This window comes from Pseudoalteromonas prydzensis, from assembly GCF_011050055.1.
Taxonomy (GTDB): Bacteria; Pseudomonadota; Gammaproteobacteria; order Enterobacterales; family Alteromonadaceae; genus Pseudoalteromonas; species Pseudoalteromonas prydzensis_A.
The window spans coordinates 28,246-46,889 of the sequence record NZ_DRGM01000111.1 but is presented as its reverse complement, the minus strand read 5'-3'; the positions used below and the strand labels follow the sequence as shown (position 1 = coordinate 46,889).

Sequence of the window (18,644 nt, the reverse complement as noted above, 5' to 3'; positions counted from 1 at the left end):
GCTATATTCAGCATCAGTGACTTCGCCAACGCATGGGGCTGAGCAACGTTTTAATTGAAATTGCAAACAAGGGCGACTGCGAGCACGATAATAGGCATCTTCGCATTGACGAACTGGAAATATTTTTTGCATTAACCGCAAACTTTCAGAAACAGCGCCCGCACTTGGAAAAGGACCAAAATACTCCCCTTTTACTTTGCGACTACCGCGATGAAATGCAAGTCTAGGATGTTTGTGTGCCGTTAATAAGATATACGGATAGGATTTATCATCACGTAGTAAGATGTTGTAACGAGGCTGGTATTTTTTTATTAGGTTGTTTTCAAGCAGTAAGGCTTCAGTCTCAGTGTTAGTTAAGGTGATATCAATATCACTAATATTACTAACCAGGGCACGCGTTTTACCGTCGGTGACATTACTGCGAAAATAGCTGCTAACACGTTTTTTAAGGTTTTTAGCTTTACCGACGTAAATAACCTTGTCGTCACTATCAAGCATCCGGTAAACGCCTGGATCGCTTGATAGTGTTTTTAAGAAGTGGGCGTGATCAAATTCTGCCATGGGGCAAGACTAATGAGCGCTGTCGATGTCAATCATCTTATGGCGAATAGCTAAATGGGTAAGTTCAACATCACCACCCACATTGAGCTTTTCAAACATTCTATAACGATAGCTGTTCACTGTTTTAGAGCTTAAATTAAGGCGCTCGGCAATATCTTGCACTTTCTCACCTTTGGTGATCATTAGCATGATCTGCAATTCGCGCTCAGATAAACTCTGAAACGGGCTTTCATCTGTACGACCCGTCACTTGTGCTAAGGCAATTTGTTGCGCGATTTCAGGTGCAATATAGCGTTGCCCCGCATTTACTGCGCGAATAGCATTGACCATTTCGTCAGAGCCTGCACCTTTGGTTAAATAACCGTGCGCACCAATTTGCATCACTTTGCTTGGGAATGGATCTTCACAATGCACAGTTAACACGATGATTTTCACATCGGGGCAATAACGGCAAATCTTTTTAGTCGCTTCTAATCCGCCAATACCTGGCATATTCATGTCCATTAACACAATATCAGGAGAATGCTGACGGCAAAATTGTACCGCTTCTTCACCTGTTTTAGCTTCACCAATTACTTTAAACCCACGAACATCATCTAAAATACGTTTGATACCCGTTCGTACGAGTTCATGGTCATCAACTAAAAGTACATTAATCAATGGGACACCCTCATATAACCTAACAGTATGTCAGTGTGACAATTTAATTCGCCACACTAACACAGAAAATCTGAAACGATAACTCAATTATAGTTCCAGATAACTAATTTACGATGACGCTTTTTCACTAAAGCGGTCTACCCACAAGGCAATAACTCCATCACCGGTAACATTACAGGCTGTACCAAAGCTGTCTTGGGCTAGATAAAGCGCGATCATTAACGCCACTGCACCTTCATTAAATCCTAGCATACTGGTTAACAAACCTAATGCTGACATCACAGCGCCACCTGGTGCACCGGGTGCGGCAATCATCACCACGCCTAGCATCATGATAAATGGCAACATGCCAAATAATGAAGGAACGTCCATATTAGGTGATAAGAACATCACCGCCATCGCACATGTAACAATGGTAATTGTTGAACCGGATAAATGTATAGTGGCGCACAGTGGTACAGTAAAGTTGGCTACATCTTCTTTCACATTATTTGCTTTGCTCGAACGAAGTGATACTGGGATCGTCGCCGCACTAGACATTGTACCTAATGCAGTAAAATACGCGGGGAGCATATTCTTAATTAATTCTATTGGGTTGCGCTTTAATAATAACCCAGTACCAATATAGAGAATGCTTAACCAAAGCCAATGCATGATTAATGCAGCAATCAACACCACACCAAACGTTTGCAAGGTATCGACGACTGTACCTGCGACCGTCATTTCAGCAAATACACCTGCGATATAAAAAGGTAATGCCGGAATGATCACTTTCGCTAATAAACCATCAATAACGTCACGACCTTGATCTGATACTTTTCTCAATGTTTCTAGTTGTAATTGACTCATCCCAATACCAAACACGAATGCTGTCGCAAGCGCTGTCATCACGCCCATCAGCGGTGGAATTTCTAAATCAATAAAACTGGCTACTTCAGTAGCAACTTCGGCTTCAAAACTCAAACCACCATCGAACAGCGGAATAATCGCACTAACGGCTATCACCGCAAGTATACCTGCTATAATTGTTGAGCCGTATGCAAAGCCGACTGTTTTGCCAAGTAAATGGCCAGAACCTTTCGGTAAACCAGCAATACCAGAGGCAATAAAGAACAAAATAATCAACGGAATCGTGAAAGTGATCAACTGGCCAATTATTTCTTTTACCGTGTAAAGGAGTTCAACTCCAGTAAGTGGAACATATAAGCCCACTAAAATACCGCCTAAGATGCCGGCAATTAATTTTAAGATTAATGTCATTGTGATCACTTTATAAATTTTGGTGGATGTGGTTTTAACATGTTTTTAATTACTTGTATCATAAAACCGCTCAACAGCGGCCTGTTTGCACAAAATACCACCATTTTTATCATTAAACACCCAACCTAATTTCTTAGCCATTATAATATGCTATACCTTGTGCATTATGATCTAACGCATGTGAACGTTAAGCTGTTTTTATTTCATTCAATTATAACTCGAATAGATATATCTTATAGCCAAACTTTACTTTAGTTTTTTTAATTCAGCAGTAAAGTGTCAGTATTACAGATCGATTGCTTAAAATCGGTCCCGATTGAATAAATTGCACCTAAGGGAACATTATGTCTACAATTTTTGAAGATAACTCACTCAGTATTGGTAATACACCATTAGTAAAGCTAAACCGTGTAACTACTGGTAATATTTTTGCTAAAGTTGAATCACGTAACCCTAGTTTTAGTGTTAAATGCCGTATCGGTGCATCAATGATCTGGGAAGCTGAAAAATCAGGTGAGCTAACGAAAGACAAAGAATTAATTGAACCAACCTCTGGTAACACAGGTATTGCGCTTGCCTTTGTAGCTGCTTCTCGTGGTTACAAGTTAACACTTACTATGCCAAATACCATGAGCCTTGAGCGTCGTAAATTACTAAAAGCATTAGGTGCTAATTTAGTATTAACGGATGGCGCTAAAGGAATGAATGGTGCAATTGAAAAGGCTAAACAAATTCAAGCCAGTGATCCTGAAAAGTTCATTCTATTACAACAGTTTGAGAACCCAGCGAATCCAAAAATTCACTTTGAAACAACCGGTCCTGAAATCTTCGAAGCAACAGACGGTAACGTTGACTTCTTCGTAGCAGGTGTGGGTACTGGTGGCACGATCACTGGTGTTAGTCGTTATTTGAAACTTGAAAAAGGCCTTGATGTTAAATCAATCGCTGTAGAGCCGACAAATTCTCCAGTTATCAGCCAAACTTTAGCGGGCGAAGAAATTAAGCCCGGCCCTCATAAAATCCAAGGTATTGGTGCAGGCTTCATCCCTGGTAACTTAGATCTTAGTGTCATTGATGGCGCTGAACTTGTTTCAAATGAAGAAGCAATTGAAATGGCCCACAAGCTTATGAAAGACGAAGGTATCTTAGTCGGTATTTCGTCAGGGGCTGCGGTTGTTGCCGCTAAGCGTATTGCTGAGTTACCTGAAAATGCAGGTAAAAATGTGGTAGTTATTTTACCAAGTGCAACAGAGCGTTATTTATCAAGCCCGCTTTTTGCTGAAGAGTTTACTGAACAAGAGCTTGTTCAATAACTGTATTGACCTTGAAAAAAGGATGCTAAATGCATCCTTTTTTATTATTTATTGTACTAACCTCACTAATTCTTATCGTAAACTTTACATCTGCCGCATTTCGTCACACACTAAATCATCACTAATAAGTCTATTTATCTAATGAAATTATTTATAACTCTTTTTACTGCTACATTTTTATTGCTACTAAGCGGCTGTGGCAATGATGATTCACCTAAAGGTGAAAAAAATACGCCAGGAAATAGTGCCACACTATTTTTTGATACCCTGTATAACGAACAAGATCTTACCAAAGCCAGTACCATGGCAACGCCAAGAATGGCGCGGATCATGATGTCATATGGCACATCTAAACAATTTGCTCGTAATTTAGTCAACATGCAATACGATAACGTGGTTATTGAAGTTGATATGACTAATATGAGCTTAAGAGAGCAGTACGGTGATACAGCAAATATCAACCTTATTTTTACTGGCCAATTTAATGGTAATAAAGTCGATGATATGCGCAGCGTAAAAATGGTCCGTAAAAAAGGCAACTGGTATGTTGATAAAATTAATGCCGATCCATTTGCCCGCTAAAAACACATTATTTGCGAGTTAAACTAGCAAAAAGCCTTGCATCAGCAAGGCTTTTTATTATTCAGTTAATCATCATAAATGATGCTAAAATTACAATTCACCCGCTTGATAATTATCTACCGCTATGGCCTGTTTGCGTAAATTATTTGCCCCGTGTAGTTTTTCTGCTTGCTCATCGGTGATCAACTGTTTCTCACGCGCACTGTTAATCGCAGTCTCAATATCATGGTTACGATTAAGCGTGCCCTCACGTTGCCATTTTTTTAATCGTTTAAATGCCGCACTAGTATCATGCATAGCTATAAAGGCATTTTCCATCACCCCAGTTCCAGCATTATCATCTACATAGCATAAGTGGGTTAAGCGGTTTCTAAATACCCCTGGTTGAGTCATATGCTCACAGATTGCTTGTGCAACCTCATCACTTGGCCGCTGGTAATGGTTACCAAACGGAAATACGATACGTTTAAGTATAAAATTAACAACGGGATTTGAAAAGTTTTTGAAAAAACCATCAAATGCTTGGCCAATTTCAAACAATGATAATTCCACCGCATATTTAACAAAGGGTAAATCAGCCTGTTGACGCCCTTCATCTTCAAAGCGTTTTAATACACATGATGCCAAATACAAATGACTTAACACATCGCCTAAACGCGCTGAAATCATTTCTTTGCGTTTAAGCTCACCACCGAGGACTAACATGGCTACATCAGTACTAAAAGCAAGCCCGCGGCTCATTCGCCCTAGCTGCTTATAATACGTTGCAGTTGCACCACACACCGGCGATTTAGCAAAGTAGCTGCGCGTTAAACCATGCACAAATGCCATACCTGCATTGGTCGCAGCAAAGATAATATGCTGTAGTAATAATGAATCGAATTCTTTTAGCGCTAAATCATCATCCTCCATCGCCGCAGCTGCCATTTCTTTGAGCACAAATGGATGACAACGGGTTGCACCTTGACCAAAAATCATCAAGTTACGGGTTAAAATATTTGCCCCTTCAACGGTAATTGATACCGGGATCCCCATGTAACCGTGGGCTAAATAGTTGTTCGGACCTACTTGTATCCCTTTGCCTGAGTGAATATCCATCGCATCATTCATCACCGTACGACCCATTTCTGTCATATGGTATTTAGCAATGGCTGTTACTACTGACGGGCTTAATTTTAAATCAATGGCGCCTGCGGTCATTAGCCGACACGACTCTAAGCTATAGGTTAAACCGCCAATGCGAGCTAGTGCTTCCTGCACGCCTTCAAACTGGCCGATAGATACACCGAACTGTTGACGCACTGTGGCATACGCTGACGTCATTCGAGCACATAAGTGCCCAGTTGCACTGCTAAGCGCTGGTAATGAAATACCACGCCCGGCGCTTAAACACTCGACTAGCATACGCCAGCCTCGCCCTGCGCCTTGTTGACCGCCAATGATCCAATCAAGCGGAATAAACACATCTTTTCCGTACGTTGTGCCATTCATAAACGCCATATTAAGAGGGAAATGACGCTCCCCGGTTTCAACACCCGGATGATCTGTGGGGATCAGTGCACAGGTAATACCAAGCTCTTGTTGTTTACCAAGTAATCCTTCAGGATCATACATTTTAAAAGCAAGCCCCAGTACAGTCGCTACAGGTGCGAGTGTAATATAGCGCTTTGACCAATTTAAACGTAAGCCCAGCACTTCTTTACCTTCAAACTCACCTTTACATACGACCCCTGAATCAGGAATACTGCCCGCATCTGAGCCTGCTTCTGGGCCCGTAAGTGCAAAACAGGGCACATCTTTACCATTAGCTAAACTGGGTAACCAACGCTCCTGCTGTTGTTTAGTACCATAATGTAATAACAATTCACCAGGGCCTAAACTGTTAGGCACCATCACTGTCACTGCCGCGGTTAAGCTTTTAGTGGCAATTTTAGCAACTATGGTTGAATTTGCGATTGCTGAGAACTGCCGACCACCAAATTTTTCAGGAATGATCATCGCAAAGAAACCCTGCGTTTTCAGGTAATCCCATACTTCTTTTGGTAAGTCTTTATCTTTTTGTACTATTTGATAATCATCAAGCATTGCCAGTAATGTTTCGACTTCATTGTCTAAAAATGCCCGTTCCTTCTCACTAAGTTCAGGTTTTGGATAGCTGTGTAATACCTGCCAATCAGGATTACCACTAAACAGTTCGCCATCCCACCATACGTCACCCGCCTCCATCGCTTCTCGCTCGGTTTGTGAAAGTGGCGGAAGTACTTTTTTAAACATTTTAAATGTCGGGCGACTAACTAAGTTTAAGCGGATATCTTTGACCGCAAAAATAACGATTACTACCACCAGTAACAAGATAAATACTGACATGAAAACTATCCTTATTAATTAATGAAATGCATTGGCTTAATTATGACCGATCCTTTAATAAATACAATGTCACTGTAAACTCGCCTTGCTCATTGGTTGGCGCTTGGTTACTGATAAACTTTGCCTAACAAAGAGACACTGCTATTATCCTCTGCGATAAATAACAAATATAAGGGTCAACATGACTACTCCACATTTTAAGCTTAGTTTGAGCGCCATACTGGTTGCCAGCACATTAGCATTAAGCGGCTGTAACCAAGAAGCGAGTAACACCACTGCGCAAACTGCCAGCCCGGCACCTGCAACCGCAAAAGATGCGCAAGCATTTTTAGATGCAACCGAGCAAGAGCTCAGCGCGTTATACTTAGAATCCAGCCGTGCTGAATGGATCTACGCAAATTTTATAACGCACGATACATCTGCGCTTTCTGCAGAAGTAAACCGTAAAATGACTGCCGCGGTGGTTCGTCTTGCGAACGAAGCTGCACAATTTGACTCACTTGAACTTGATTACGACGCACGTCGCAAGCTCGATAAATTAAAATTAGCACTCACCTTACCTGCCCCACAAGATGCAGAAAAAACAGCTAAATTATCACAGCTGGTGGCTGAACTTGGTGGCATGTACGGCAAAGGGAAATACTGTAAAGACGATGGCAGCTGTTTAAGCCTAGGCGATATGACTGCAACAATGGCCACCAGCCGTGATTACAATGAACTGCTTGATTTATGGCAGGGCTGGCGCTTGGTATCAAAACCAATGCGGCCACTGTATGAGCAGCAAGTTGCACTAACCAATGAAGGTGCGAAAGAGCTTGGTTATGCCGACACTGGTGCAATGTGGCGCAGTAAATACGACATGCCCGCTGATGACTTTGCAACAGAGCTTGATCGTATCTGGGGCCAAGTAAAACCACTCTATGACTCACTGCATTGTCATGTTCGCGCCAAGTTAGGTGAAAAATACGGTGAAGATAAAGTACCCCAAGATCAACCTATCCCAGCACATTTGTTAGGCAATATGTGGGCACAAACATGGGGTAACATTTACGATGTCGTCGCACCTGAAAATGCCGATCCAGGTTATGATGTAACTGCATTATTAGCCGAGCATAACTACAATGAATTAAAAATGGTGCAAGGAGCTGAGAAATTCTTCACTTCTATGGGATTTGCGCCTTTACCTGAGAGCTTTTATGAACGCTCGTTATTTACAAAACCTGCCGACCGTGATGTACAGTGTCATGCCTCAGCGTGGAATATAGATAGTAAGGACGACCTACGCATTAAAATGTGTATTCAACGCACTGGCGAAGAATTTTCGGTTATTCACCATGAGTTAGGTCACAACTTCTATCAACGCGCTTACAATACCCAGCCGCTTTATTATCAAGAAAGTGCCAATGATGGTTTCCACGAAGCGATTGGCGACACGATTGCCCTTTCTGTAACGCCCGGTTACTTAAAAGAGATTGGTTTATTAGAGCAAGTCCCTGATGAATCAAAAGACATTGGCTTATTAATGAAAATGGCGCTTGATAAAGTTGCCTTTATTCCATTTGGTTTACTTGTTGACCAATGGCGCTGGCAAGTATTCTCTGGTGCAGTGACGCCTGAAAACTACAATAAAGCGTGGTGGGAATTACGTGAAAAATACCAAGGTGTACAAGCTCCGATTGCGCGTAGCGAAACTGATTTTGATCCAGGTGCTAAATACCATGTACCAGGCAATACACCGTATACGCGTTATTTCTTAGCACATATTTTACAGTTCGATTTCCACCGTAGTTTATGTGAAATAGCAGGTAATAAAGAAGCCATTCATCGTTGTTCTGTTTATAACTCTAAAGCAGCTGGCGAAAAGCTTAATGCGATGTTAGAAATGGGCTCAAGCCGCCCTTGGCAAGAAGCATTAGCCACCGTAACAGGTAAACCTGAAATGGATGCCACTGCCCTCCTTGATTACTTTGCACCACTGCAAAAGTACCTTGATGAGCAAAACAAAGGCCGTCAATGTGGTTGGTAAATAAACCTAGTTAAATAGCAAAAATGCAAAAGCCCGCTTAATTAAGCGGGCTTTTTTAGTATTGCAGTACTAATATTACAGTGTGATTAGAACTGTAAGCTTACATTTGCAAAGTAAGCATCATAACCAGAATCATCCCAGTTATTACCGTAACCTGCTTTTAAGCCAACATTTTTGTTGAAGAAGTGTTGCGCACCAAAAGTGTAATCATCGTTTTTGTTAAATGTAACAAACGCTGATGTTGCTTTTGTGAAGTAGTAGTTTGAACCAAGTTCCCATGAGCTGCTACCATTATCGGTATCTGAAACAGTACCTTCAACAGTTAGGTAGTTACCTTGCTTAAGGTCCATGAAGTATTTAGCGTTCACGGCACGGTAATCAAACTCGTCATCAGATGTTACAGTGAAACCGATGTAATCAGTGCTGTTTAACTGGTGGTTGTATGCTAAAGCAAATAAAACACGATTTTCGCCATCTTCAACATCTTCAAATGTTGCTTTTAAAAGAAGGTTAGGATTAAAGAAGTAACCTGCAGAAAGCTTAATCACGTCAGTGCTTGAACCAGCGTCAATGTCTTTATTACTGTACTCAGCACCAAGTACAAAATCTTGTAAGAAATACTCACCACCAATAGTTGCTACATCACTAGAGTCATTATCAAGGTATGAACCATAAACATTAGTTTGTTTATTGATGTACTCAAATTGATCGTAAGGACCTAAAGTCGCTTTTGGCGAGAAGTAATACGTTGAATCAACGCTTACTGTGTCGTTGCCATCGGTGTCCTTATATCCTAAATGGCTGATTGACTGATAGTTATCCGCAGCAGTCGCGGCACTAGAAAGAAGAATACTCGAAATAATAACTGCTAATTTTTTCATAAAAAGATTTCCCTATTTTACATTGTTTTATTGCTACAAGGTTTAACGTTTAACCGGTTGGTTAAGACGGGGCACATGCTAACGCGAGTAAACTGAACGGGAACTTAACTAACTCATTGTATTAATTAGGAAAATGTAAAATTATGTAAGCTATTGTAAAAATAATGTAGCGATTATTGAAACAACCACTACATTTCTCTTTTTTCTTCTCTTTACAGGGCATACTGACTGATGATGCGATAAACATCATTGATGTTATCCCCTGATTTAAAATCTTTGCTAATAGGAGTTGGATCAGAGCCAACCCAAATCTTTAATTCTGCATCTAAATCAAAATGCCCAGCACTTTCTTTACTAAACTTGGTAATTTTTGAATAGGCAATGCTGATCATTTCCATTTTTGAGCCAGTCACGCCCTGCTTGTCGAGTAAAATTAAACGCTTATTAGTGAAGATAAACATGTCGCGAACAACTTTATAGGCTTTTTCGACTTGTTCACCTTCAATCAGTGTATTTGCCAATACTTTTTCTAAATCATCGTCATCAACTTCACTGGCATTACCCATTAAACCACTTAATAAACCCATTATATTTGCTCCTGTTTAAATATTTGATTTTCTAACGTGTGCCCATTTACTAATTGGCGATAACGCCAACCTTGCTGATAACAATATTGTAATAACGTGATATCAAATGGCGTGGCTGCTTTTTGATATTCAATAACATATTCTTTAGCTTGGCTCATATATACCTTAGACACCTCTGCTAATGCTTGAATTTTAGCCTCAACATCAGCATATTGCTCATTTAATAACAAGGTAATAAAGCCAAATTGCTGTTCACTATTATTACTTTGCGTTGGATGCTCTGTGAGCTTGCCTTTATCAAGGTGCAGTACATGTGAGCATAAGCGCTCTAGCTCAGTCAAATCGTGTGAGCTTAAAATAAAGGTAGCCTCTGAGCTTAATTCAGCGACTAATTGACGGATTTCACGGGCATGAATTGGATCAAGTCCTGCGGTGGCTTCATCGAGCATAACAATTTGCGGTTTACCGATCAGTGCCTGCCCGATTGTAACCCGCTTGCGCATACCGTGTGATAAGTCATCAGAACGCTGTTTAGCAACGTCAGCTAGTCCTACCAACTCCAGTACGCGGATCGCTTCTGCTTGGCTTTGCTTATTTGACAGCCCTTGCAACTGGCCATAAAACGCCAATTGGTGGGAAATACTAAAACGGGGATCAAGTTGTGCATCTTGCGGTAACGCACTGAGCTTACCAAATAATTCACTGCTGCCAGGGTTATGACCCAAAATACTGAGCGTGCCTTTAGTCGGCAATATATAGCCACATAACACACTAAACAATGTGGTTTTACCTGCCCCATTAGGCCCGACTAAAGCGACCGGCGCGCCTTTTTGAATTTCAAAACTCACGTTATCAAGTGCTAATTTGCTGCCGTACTGCTTGGTTAAAGCTGTTGCCTGTATTAATGTGCTCATAATGAACTCCTTGCAAAAATACGCTGGGCTAGGGCTAACATAACCGCTGTTTGAATAATTGGAATACCTAAACTGTTAAACAATCCTGCATTTTGCCCCGCCATTTGCTCTAACTGCACACCCGGGAAAATATAGTCAAGCATTGCCATCGCTGGAATTTGCCAGCTTAATATGCCAACCACAATATTGCCACCGGCAAAAAACAAGATTGCCAGCACCACAGTTAAGCGTGCCGAGCGCGCAAAGGTATTTAACAAAGTCATCAGTGCTATAAAGGGTAAAACTGCTATTAAAAGGTAACAGAACAAAATGAAACTGCGACTTAAACCCGTCATTAATAATGCCGGCTCACGAAATGCCATCACCGCGACAGCAGCCACTAAGGTCACAATTAACAACGCGGCTAAAATAAATACTTGCCCAAGAAACCGGCCAAATAGCATTTCATTACGGGTTGCTCTAAGAGATAAAAATCGTAGGGTTCCTCGCTGTTTATCACCAACAAGTTGGTCGCTACATAAAAACAAGCAAAAACTGGGAAAGCTATACAATGCAATTAACCAATACATAGCTAATTCAGCTTCAGGCCAATCGAGTAATTTACTCAGCCCAATAGCACCAAACACTTGTTGTGCAAAATCGGCTATTTGAGGCGAACTAATTAAGCTGACAGCTTGACCTATCGGATAGCGTAAAATCAATAACCAACAAATTGAAAATGCGGCAACAGCAAGTAAGCCGCGTTTGGTTAAAAATAATCTCACCAGTTCAAACTGGGCAATCTTTAATAATCGCTGAGGGTGGAGTTGCGTCACAGATATTCCTTATTAATCTATATACAGCTTACACTAAGGGCAAACGTGTTGAATTACTAGCAAAAAAAAGCCCACCGAATGGTGAGCTTTGTAACAATAGATGAAAATGTAACAAGTACATTATTATAAATGTTGCTTATATACATCCAAAGCTTGCGATAAATCAGTAATTAAATCGTCAACATCTTCAAGACCAATATGTAAGCGGATCACAGGGCCCAACTGCCAACCCGTCGCTGAGCGCAGCCCTTTCATCGTCAAATTAGCGGTGACTAAACTCTCAAAGCCACCCCACGAGAAGCCCATTTTGAAATGCTCTAGGCTATCTAAAAAGGCATCAATCGCGCTTTGGGTCCCTTGTTTCATAACAAAAGAAAACAAGCCATTACTGCCATCAAAATCACGTTTGAAAAACTCATGACCGGGGCAACTCTCAAATGCAGGATGACGAATATGATCAACCAGTGGATGCTGCTCTAACCAACTTGCCACTGCTAGCGCAGCTTTTTCGTGCTGGTTTAAACGTACTGCCATGGTGCGCAACCCTCGAAGTGCTAAATAAGCATCATCAGCAGAGGTACATTGACCAAGTAAATAAGATTGCTCACGTAACGTTGGCCAATATTTTTTATTCGCAACCGCAACGCCCATCATCACGTCAGAGTGACCAACAATGTATTTAGTCGCAGCTTGAATACTGATATCGACACCGTGCTCTAATGGACGGTAATGTAAGCCATTGCCGTAAGTGTTATCAAGCATCGTCATCACGCCTAGCTCGTTTGCGACAGCAACCATTGCCGGTACATCTTGCACTTCCATGGTGATGGAGCCCGGCGACTCTAAAAATAACACTTTAGTGTTTTCTTTGATCAGCGCTTTAATACCAGCACCAATAGTTGGCGGGTAATACGCTGTGGTGACACCAAACCCAGCTAAAATTTTATCGCAGAAATCACGGGTTGGCTCATAAGCATTATCAACCATTAGGATATGATCGCCCGCTTTAACAAAAGCCAATAGCGCACTACTAATAGCAGCAGCTCCACACGGGTATAGCGCGCAGCCTTCTCCACCTTCCAGTTCAGTGATCGCTTCTTGCAGTGCAAAATGAGTCGTGGTACCGCGACGACCATAAAAAAGCGTTTTGTCACCTCGTTTTTTTGCCGCTTCTTTGAGCTCGGCCACAGAATCAAAAACAACCGTTGACGCTCGTTGCACTACAGGGTTAACAACCCCATGGGTATACGCTTTCTTACGCCCAGCACTGACTAACAGCGTATTTTTATTACTTGTCGTCATTATTAATCCTTAAAAATATTTCGTTAGAACATGCATTAAAAAATGCTTAATCGTTTAAATTACACCAATGATCAATTAAATAGCGTGATATAGAGTCGGTGCGGGGCAGCTTTAAATGCTCGCCTTCTTCATGCCAATTACCAAAGCATTTAAGCTCTTCACGGCTAAACCACTGCGCGTCATCCAGCTCGTCTTTATCAACGTGAATTTCTTCAGTAACGGCTTCTGCGATAAAACCCAACATAATTGATGACGGAAACGGCCAAGGTTGCGAGGCGATATAACGGACATTGCCAACAACAATACCCGCTTCTTCCATTACTTCACGTGCGACGGCTTGTTCAAGGCTCTCGCCGGGATCAACAAAACCAGCTAAAGACGAGTACATGCCGGGCGCCCATATCGCTTGACGGCCCAATAAGCAACGTTCAATACCATCGGCAAAGGTACGCGTTACCACCATGATCACCGCCGGATCTGTACGTGGGAATGTTTGATGCTTACACTTCTCATTACTACATAAACGAGAGTGCCCTGCCTCAACAAGCGTATTTTTGCTTCCACAACGTCCGCAAAAACAATGCGTTGCATGCCAGTAACACAAACCACGAGCGAGTGCTGCCATTGAGCCTTGTTCAAGTGCGACGTGTACGCCATAGCGACGAATATCAACAAACTCAGCATCACCAATCAATTGTGCTAATATCGCTTCATCTAGTTGGCTTACATCAAGCGCAAAATGGCTGGTTTGCTGCTCATCTAAGCCTAAGAATATCGCCTCAGTTAAATCTAAATTACGCACAGTTACAAAGCTCAAAAACGTCACAGAATAACTATTACGGTCAAATAAAGTTTGATTATTATTCACTAATAACCAACGACTTTGCTCATTGACTTGAGCTGCTAGCCAGTTTGGTTCTTTACGTAAATTTGATGCTCGATTTAACGACATAGCAGTGTAATTAAGCATGCTCGTCCTTTTAATTGTTTAGATGGCTAAAACTACCATAACACTCAGCCAAACCCAATTGTTAGCCACTGATAAACAGACAAAAAAAAAGCCCTTACGGACTTTTTGAACACACAATAAATTCTTTTTACAGTTACAATGTAGCTAAATGAGCCTGTAACTTTTGATTTTCAGCTTCGATATGCTGATAAAACTCTAAATCTTCAAGTTTGCTTGCTGCCGCTTTATCAATAACAATCACGGCATCTTTATGTAACTGCAACGCAGATGCGGGACATTTAGCCATTAATGGCCCTTCAATCATAGCGTGCACTGCATCGGCTTTATTTTCACCCGTTGCAAGTAATACCACCTTTTTAGCTTCTAAAATGGTACCAATTCCCATGGTAATAGATAGGTGTGGTTGATATTCATCCGCAGCAAAAAAACGCGCATTATCATCAACGGTTGCTTTGGTTAGGGTTTTTACACGAGTACGTGAACATAGACCGGATGAAGGTTCGTTAAACCCGATATGACCATTACGGCCAATGCCTAATAACTGCACATCAACGCCACCTGCTTTGGCTATTTTATCTTCATATTCTTTACATGCAGTAATTGGATTGACGGCATCGCCAGGCGGTACAAAAGTATTCTCTTTATTGATATCAACATGGCTAAATAGCTGCTCGTTCATAAAGTAACGATAACTTTGTGGATGTTCACCCGTTAAGCCTAAGTATTCATCCAAGTTAAATGTTGTCGCTTGCGAGAATGAAATATCACCGGCTTTATTTTTAGCGATTAACTGTTGATATAACGCAACCGGCGTAGAGCCCGTTGCTAAACCGAGCACTGATGTTGGTTTTTTTTGTAATTGGGCTGCGAAAATATTTGCGCCATATGCAGCGACGGCCGCTGCATCATTTAAAATTACTATTTGCATATTTGTTTGCTCAGTTATTAAATTAGTTGATGAAAAAATGGGATCTAAGTCCCAACTCCACGTGCAATCGAATTGGGCCTTAGATCAGACCAGACAGGGATACGCTGCTTGGTCAATACCATTATGACAACGCTGTCATTATTACCATTTCAGTTTCGTTTGTAAAGTAAAAGTGAATAAAAAATTATTTTTTACCGTTTTTAGTGCCACGTTTTACACGCTGACAAATATTTTACGCTTGTACATCCAGTGTAAAACAAGGATTTGTACTAATAATAAAGCGATAACGCTAAGCAGTGGCTGCCAAAGTTCAGGGACTGCATTAATAAAGCCACCAAATACACTGCGGCTGATAAATGTCCAATCAACTAAACTAGACGCTAAATAAATAATAATCGAGTTCGCGCCAATAATAACAAATGGGTAGGCTAATTTTTGGCCATTTAAAATATCGACCAAGGCATAGAAAACAGCCAGTAATATCGCGCTCCACCCCACCGTGACAAGTACAAAAGAACTTGTCCATAGCTCTTTATTAACTGGGAACTGTAAATCCCACAACCAACCAAGGCTGACACTAATCACACCGGCGACAAACAATATCCCGGTAGTTTTCCACTCACCAATTTGCGCTGCTCTGGCTATGAGTTGCCCAGCAAAAACGCCAATCATGGCATTAATAATGGCCGGAAAACTTGATAATATTCCTTCCGGATCGACCGGCCGGTTTTGGTAACTAATCCCTGGTAAAAAGTGTCTATCAAACCACGCGTTCCAACTACCAGCAGCGCTTAAGTCGCCAGCAACGCCGCCTGGCACAGGAATAAAGCACATTAATACCCAATAGCCTAATAATAAACCAACCGCCGTAAACACTTGCGTGCGAATACTGGTATGCCATACCAACATAGCGCAAAAAAACCAAGCGATTGCAATACGACCCAACACACTGGTATAGCGAATTTCATCAACCGCTAAAGGAATACCTGTGCCCCAGCCATGGTTGTACATCACCCCTAACCCGCACAATAACAATAACCGTTTTATCGCTTTAGCATAAAAAACTTTGCGCTCATGCCATGCGAGGTGATCAATACGTTTAGGCGAGAGCCCCATTGCCACACCAGATAAGAAGATAAACAACGGGAAAATTAAATCGTAAAAAGTAAAGCCATGCCAAGCACTATGTACTGTATGTGCTGCAAAGACTTTCCAACCACTCCAGTCAGTTAAGACAAATAAGGCCGCGAAAATTGATTGGCCTCCCAAAATCCAAAACATATCCATACCACGTAATGCATCAAGTGATGCAAGACGTTTTTTAATCGGTTTTTCAACTGTGCTTGTTGTTGTCATATTTTTACTCTTAAAACAAAAAAGCCCCGCGATACAACGGCGGGGGTTTTTTCCAGGGAAACGTTAGATTGCAATGCCTGCAATATAAGTTGCTTTGACATACTGTTGCTCATCGAGCACCACAAAGTCTGCGTCAAAGCCATCAAGTAAACGTCCCTTGTTCTTGAGGTTCAAATATTGTGCCGGATACAATGCTGCCATCCGTAAGCTTTCACTCAGGCTAACATCTAAAGTATTGACGGTGTTGCGCACTGCGCTTGCCATATCTAAAACACTGCCCGCTAACTCGCCAGTGCTTGAATTTAATCTATCTCCGGTACGAATTACCTTTCGCCCATCAAAGAAATCAAATTCCATGTCATCAGTGCCCACAGGTGGCATCGCATCCGTGACCAACATAATTTTGCCACGTTGCTTACTGCGAATTGCTAATTTCGCAGACAGCGGGTGCACGTGGTGGCCATCAACAATCAATCCACACCAGCTGTTATCATGCCAAAGGGCGGCACCAACAACACCCGGCTCACGCGATGTAAACGGTGACATGGCATTGTATAAATGCGTGAAACCATCGGCGCCTGCATTAAGTGCCGCCATGGTTGTTTGATAATCAGCATTGGTATGGCCTAGTGATACTTTCACACCACAGGCTACTAGACGCTCAACATCAGCAATGCTGACGTTTTCTGGCGCTAAGGTAACCATTTTAATACCTAAGTCTTGGCGCGCATAAATGGCAAATTCTTGTTCGCTAATTGGCCGAATAAACTGCTCACTGTGAGTGCCTTTTTTTGGAAATGATAAATGAGGGCCTTCAAAGTGGATGCCTAATACACCCGCTACGCCTTCGTTAATTGCTTGTGCCGTTGCATCAGCCGCCGCTTGCATTACTGCAACTTTATCTGTAATGAGTGTTGGCATCAGTGCGGTAGTACCGAATTGACCGTGTGCTTTTGCGATACGATCTAAGCATTGTGTGCTTTGCTCAGCATTAAAAAATGCACCACCCCCACCATTAACTTGAACGTCAATAAAACCCGGTACAACTAGGCCATTTAACTCGACAACTGACTCAGAAGTTGAGTCTTCGTGCTTAAATACACCATTTTCAACACTAAATAATGCGTTATCAATAAAGTTTTCTGCGGTAAATAAACGCGCTGCACGATAGAAGGTTTTCATTATAAGGCTACCTTTTGATCTTGTTCTAATACCGATTGTTGAGCAAAATAAATAGCGCCCATTTCTGGCGGTTGTTTTGGCATTTCAACACGTTTTGCAATTTCTGGATCAAGCCATTTATTTAATGGCTCAGCAAGGCCACCAATCATAGATAACCGTGGTGGGTTATTTGCTAATAAACGATGTGCTAACTGGCTCACGTAGGCTGCGCCGTCTTTAACAATGGCCAATGCAATAACATCACCTTGATGGGCAGCATCAAATACATAACGAGCAAGCTTGGCATAGCTGCTTGACGGCTGTCCAGCCATTTGCTCGGCTATATCCATTGCATTTACTGCATTAAAATGATTTTTCATTATTTGGGTCAATGCGGTTTGAGGGCCTAAACCATCTAGTTCAACCAACACCGCTTTGATTGCCTCAAGCCCCATCCATGCGCCGCTACCTTTATCACCAAGAGCAAAGCCATGACCACCGTAGTTCACTGATTGCCCTTTGACATGTGAAAAACCACATGAACCAGTGCCAGTAATAATCACCGCACCATCACCGCCTTCATGAGCGCCAATACATGCAGTGTGTAAGTCCGTCGTTAGGAACATTTGTTTAAATGGATGTTCCCATTCAGTTATTTTTTCATACAAGCTTGGTAAATTAACGCCCGCCAACCCTAAGCCAGCATAGACTTGGTGAATAGTTTCTAGCTGCAAACCTGCATCACGCATCGCCAACTGTGTAGACACCATTATTGACTCTAATGTGCGCTCTAACCCATGTAATGGATTCGCGGGGCCACCTAGACCAGTTCCTAATACCCCATGTTGTGCAGAGTATATAGTTGCACGGCACTTAGTTCCGCCACCATCGATACCAATAAACAATTGGTCCTCATTCGCACTCTTAGCCATCATCTAACGACCTCTAACCTTCGTTTAAT

The 18,644-nt window shown here is 41.8% G+C and carries 17 protein-coding genes; 3 read left to right on the top strand and 14 right to left on the bottom strand.

Annotation, left to right across the window (positions count from 1 at the left end; translation table 11 throughout):
- The 3 genes from ENH88_RS10320 to ENH88_RS10310 all read right to left on the bottom strand — a co-directional run.
- Positions 1 to 561: GIY-YIG nuclease family protein (locus tag ENH88_RS10320; RefSeq protein WP_304182176.1), on the bottom strand; the 561-nt coding region annotated here is incomplete at its 3' end.
- 9 nt (positions 562 to 570) lie between these two features.
- The gene (gene uvrY / locus ENH88_RS10315; protein WP_016707677.1) at positions 571 to 1,221 is read right to left on the bottom strand and encodes a UvrY/SirA/GacA family response regulator transcription factor; all 651 of its coding nucleotides are present in this window, start codon (positions 1,219 to 1,221) and stop codon (positions 571 to 573) included.
- A 108-nt stretch (positions 1,222 to 1,329) separates the two neighbouring features.
- Positions 1,330 to 2,481 carry a dicarboxylate/amino acid:cation symporter gene (locus ENH88_RS10310; protein ID WP_304182175.1) on the bottom strand — a complete coding sequence of 384 codons (1,152 nt, stop codon included), beginning with the start codon at positions 2,479 to 2,481 and terminating at the stop codon, positions 1,330 to 1,332.
- Positions 2,482 to 2,825: 344 nt separating this feature from the next.
- Here ENH88_RS10310 and cysK point away from each other — a divergent pair, with 344 nt between their 5' ends.
- Positions 2,826 to 3,794: a cysteine synthase A gene (cysK, locus tag ENH88_RS10305; protein ID WP_304182174.1), complete on the top strand. Its 969-nt coding sequence runs from the start codon at positions 2,826 to 2,828 to the stop codon at positions 3,792 to 3,794.
- A 141-nt stretch (positions 3,795 to 3,935) separates the two neighbouring features.
- Positions 3,936 to 4,376, top strand: coding sequence for a hypothetical protein (locus tag ENH88_RS10300; protein WP_304182173.1), 441 nt, complete (start codon positions 3,936 to 3,938; stop codon positions 4,374 to 4,376).
- A gap of 90 nt (positions 4,377 to 4,466) precedes the next feature.
- On the opposite strand, the gene ENH88_RS10295 is transcribed toward ENH88_RS10300, so the two are convergent.
- Positions 4,467 to 6,743, bottom strand: a complete 2,277-nt coding sequence (locus ENH88_RS10295) for an acyl-CoA dehydrogenase (RefSeq protein WP_304182172.1) — start codon at positions 6,741 to 6,743, stop codon at positions 4,467 to 4,469.
- Between the two features lie 181 nt (positions 6,744 to 6,924).
- Between ENH88_RS10295 and ENH88_RS10290 the strand changes: the two genes are divergently transcribed.
- The gene (locus ENH88_RS10290) at positions 6,925 to 8,769 is read left to right on the top strand and encodes a M2 family metallopeptidase (RefSeq protein WP_304182171.1); all 1,845 of its coding nucleotides are present in this window, start codon (positions 6,925 to 6,927) and stop codon (positions 8,767 to 8,769) included.
- 86 nt (positions 8,770 to 8,855) lie between these two features.
- Here the strand turns inward: ENH88_RS10290 and ENH88_RS10285 are convergent, their stop codons facing one another.
- From ENH88_RS10285 to nagK, 10 genes are all read right to left on the bottom strand, one after another.
- Positions 8,856 to 9,650: a putative porin gene (locus ENH88_RS10285; RefSeq protein WP_304182170.1), complete on the bottom strand. Its 795-nt coding sequence runs from the start codon at positions 9,648 to 9,650 to the stop codon at positions 8,856 to 8,858.
- A 212-nt stretch (positions 9,651 to 9,862) separates the two neighbouring features.
- Positions 9,863 to 10,237: a PH domain-containing protein gene (locus ENH88_RS10280; RefSeq protein WP_304182169.1), complete on the bottom strand. Its 375-nt coding sequence runs from the start codon at positions 10,235 to 10,237 to the stop codon at positions 9,863 to 9,865.
- Entirely contained in the window at positions 10,237 to 11,151 is a 915-nt protein-coding gene (locus ENH88_RS10275; protein ID WP_304182168.1) for an ABC transporter ATP-binding protein, read from the bottom strand. The genes ENH88_RS10280 and ENH88_RS10275 overlap by 1 nt, the downstream gene beginning before the upstream one ends.
- On the bottom strand, positions 11,148 to 11,966 hold the full coding sequence (locus ENH88_RS10270; RefSeq protein WP_304182167.1) for an ABC transporter permease subunit: 819 nt from the start codon (positions 11,964 to 11,966) through the stop codon (positions 11,148 to 11,150). Before ENH88_RS10270 ends, ENH88_RS10275 begins: the two co-directional genes overlap by 4 nt.
- 123 nt (positions 11,967 to 12,089) lie before the next feature.
- Positions 12,090 to 13,271: a cystathionine beta-lyase gene (locus ENH88_RS10265; protein ID WP_304182178.1), complete on the bottom strand. Its 1,182-nt coding sequence runs from the start codon at positions 13,269 to 13,271 to the stop codon at positions 12,090 to 12,092.
- A 43-nt stretch (positions 13,272 to 13,314) separates the two neighbouring features.
- Positions 13,315 to 14,238 carry an NAD(+) diphosphatase gene (gene nudC, locus ENH88_RS10260; RefSeq protein ID WP_304182166.1) on the bottom strand — a complete coding sequence of 308 codons (924 nt, stop codon included), beginning with the start codon at positions 14,236 to 14,238 and terminating at the stop codon, positions 13,315 to 13,317.
- A 133-nt stretch (positions 14,239 to 14,371) separates the two neighbouring features.
- Positions 14,372 to 15,166 (bottom strand): glucosamine-6-phosphate deaminase, encoded by a 795-nt coding sequence (nagB, locus tag ENH88_RS10255; protein ID WP_304182165.1) that lies wholly within the window; start codon positions 15,164 to 15,166, stop codon positions 14,372 to 14,374.
- A 213-nt stretch (positions 15,167 to 15,379) separates the two neighbouring features.
- Positions 15,380 to 16,522, bottom strand: coding sequence for a transmembrane glucosamine N-acetyltransferase NagX (gene nagX / locus ENH88_RS10250; protein ID WP_304182164.1), 1,143 nt, complete (start codon positions 16,520 to 16,522; stop codon positions 15,380 to 15,382).
- Between the two features lie 63 nt (positions 16,523 to 16,585).
- Positions 16,586 to 17,704 carry an N-acetylglucosamine-6-phosphate deacetylase gene (gene nagA, locus ENH88_RS10245; RefSeq protein WP_304182163.1) on the bottom strand — a complete coding sequence of 373 codons (1,119 nt, stop codon included), beginning with the start codon at positions 17,702 to 17,704 and terminating at the stop codon, positions 16,586 to 16,588.
- Positions 17,704 to 18,618, bottom strand: a complete 915-nt coding sequence (gene nagK / locus ENH88_RS10240; RefSeq protein WP_192541971.1) for an N-acetylglucosamine kinase — start codon at positions 18,616 to 18,618, stop codon at positions 17,704 to 17,706. The genes nagA and nagK overlap by 1 nt, the downstream gene beginning before the upstream one ends.
- Positions 18,619 to 18,644: the final 26 nt, after the last annotated feature.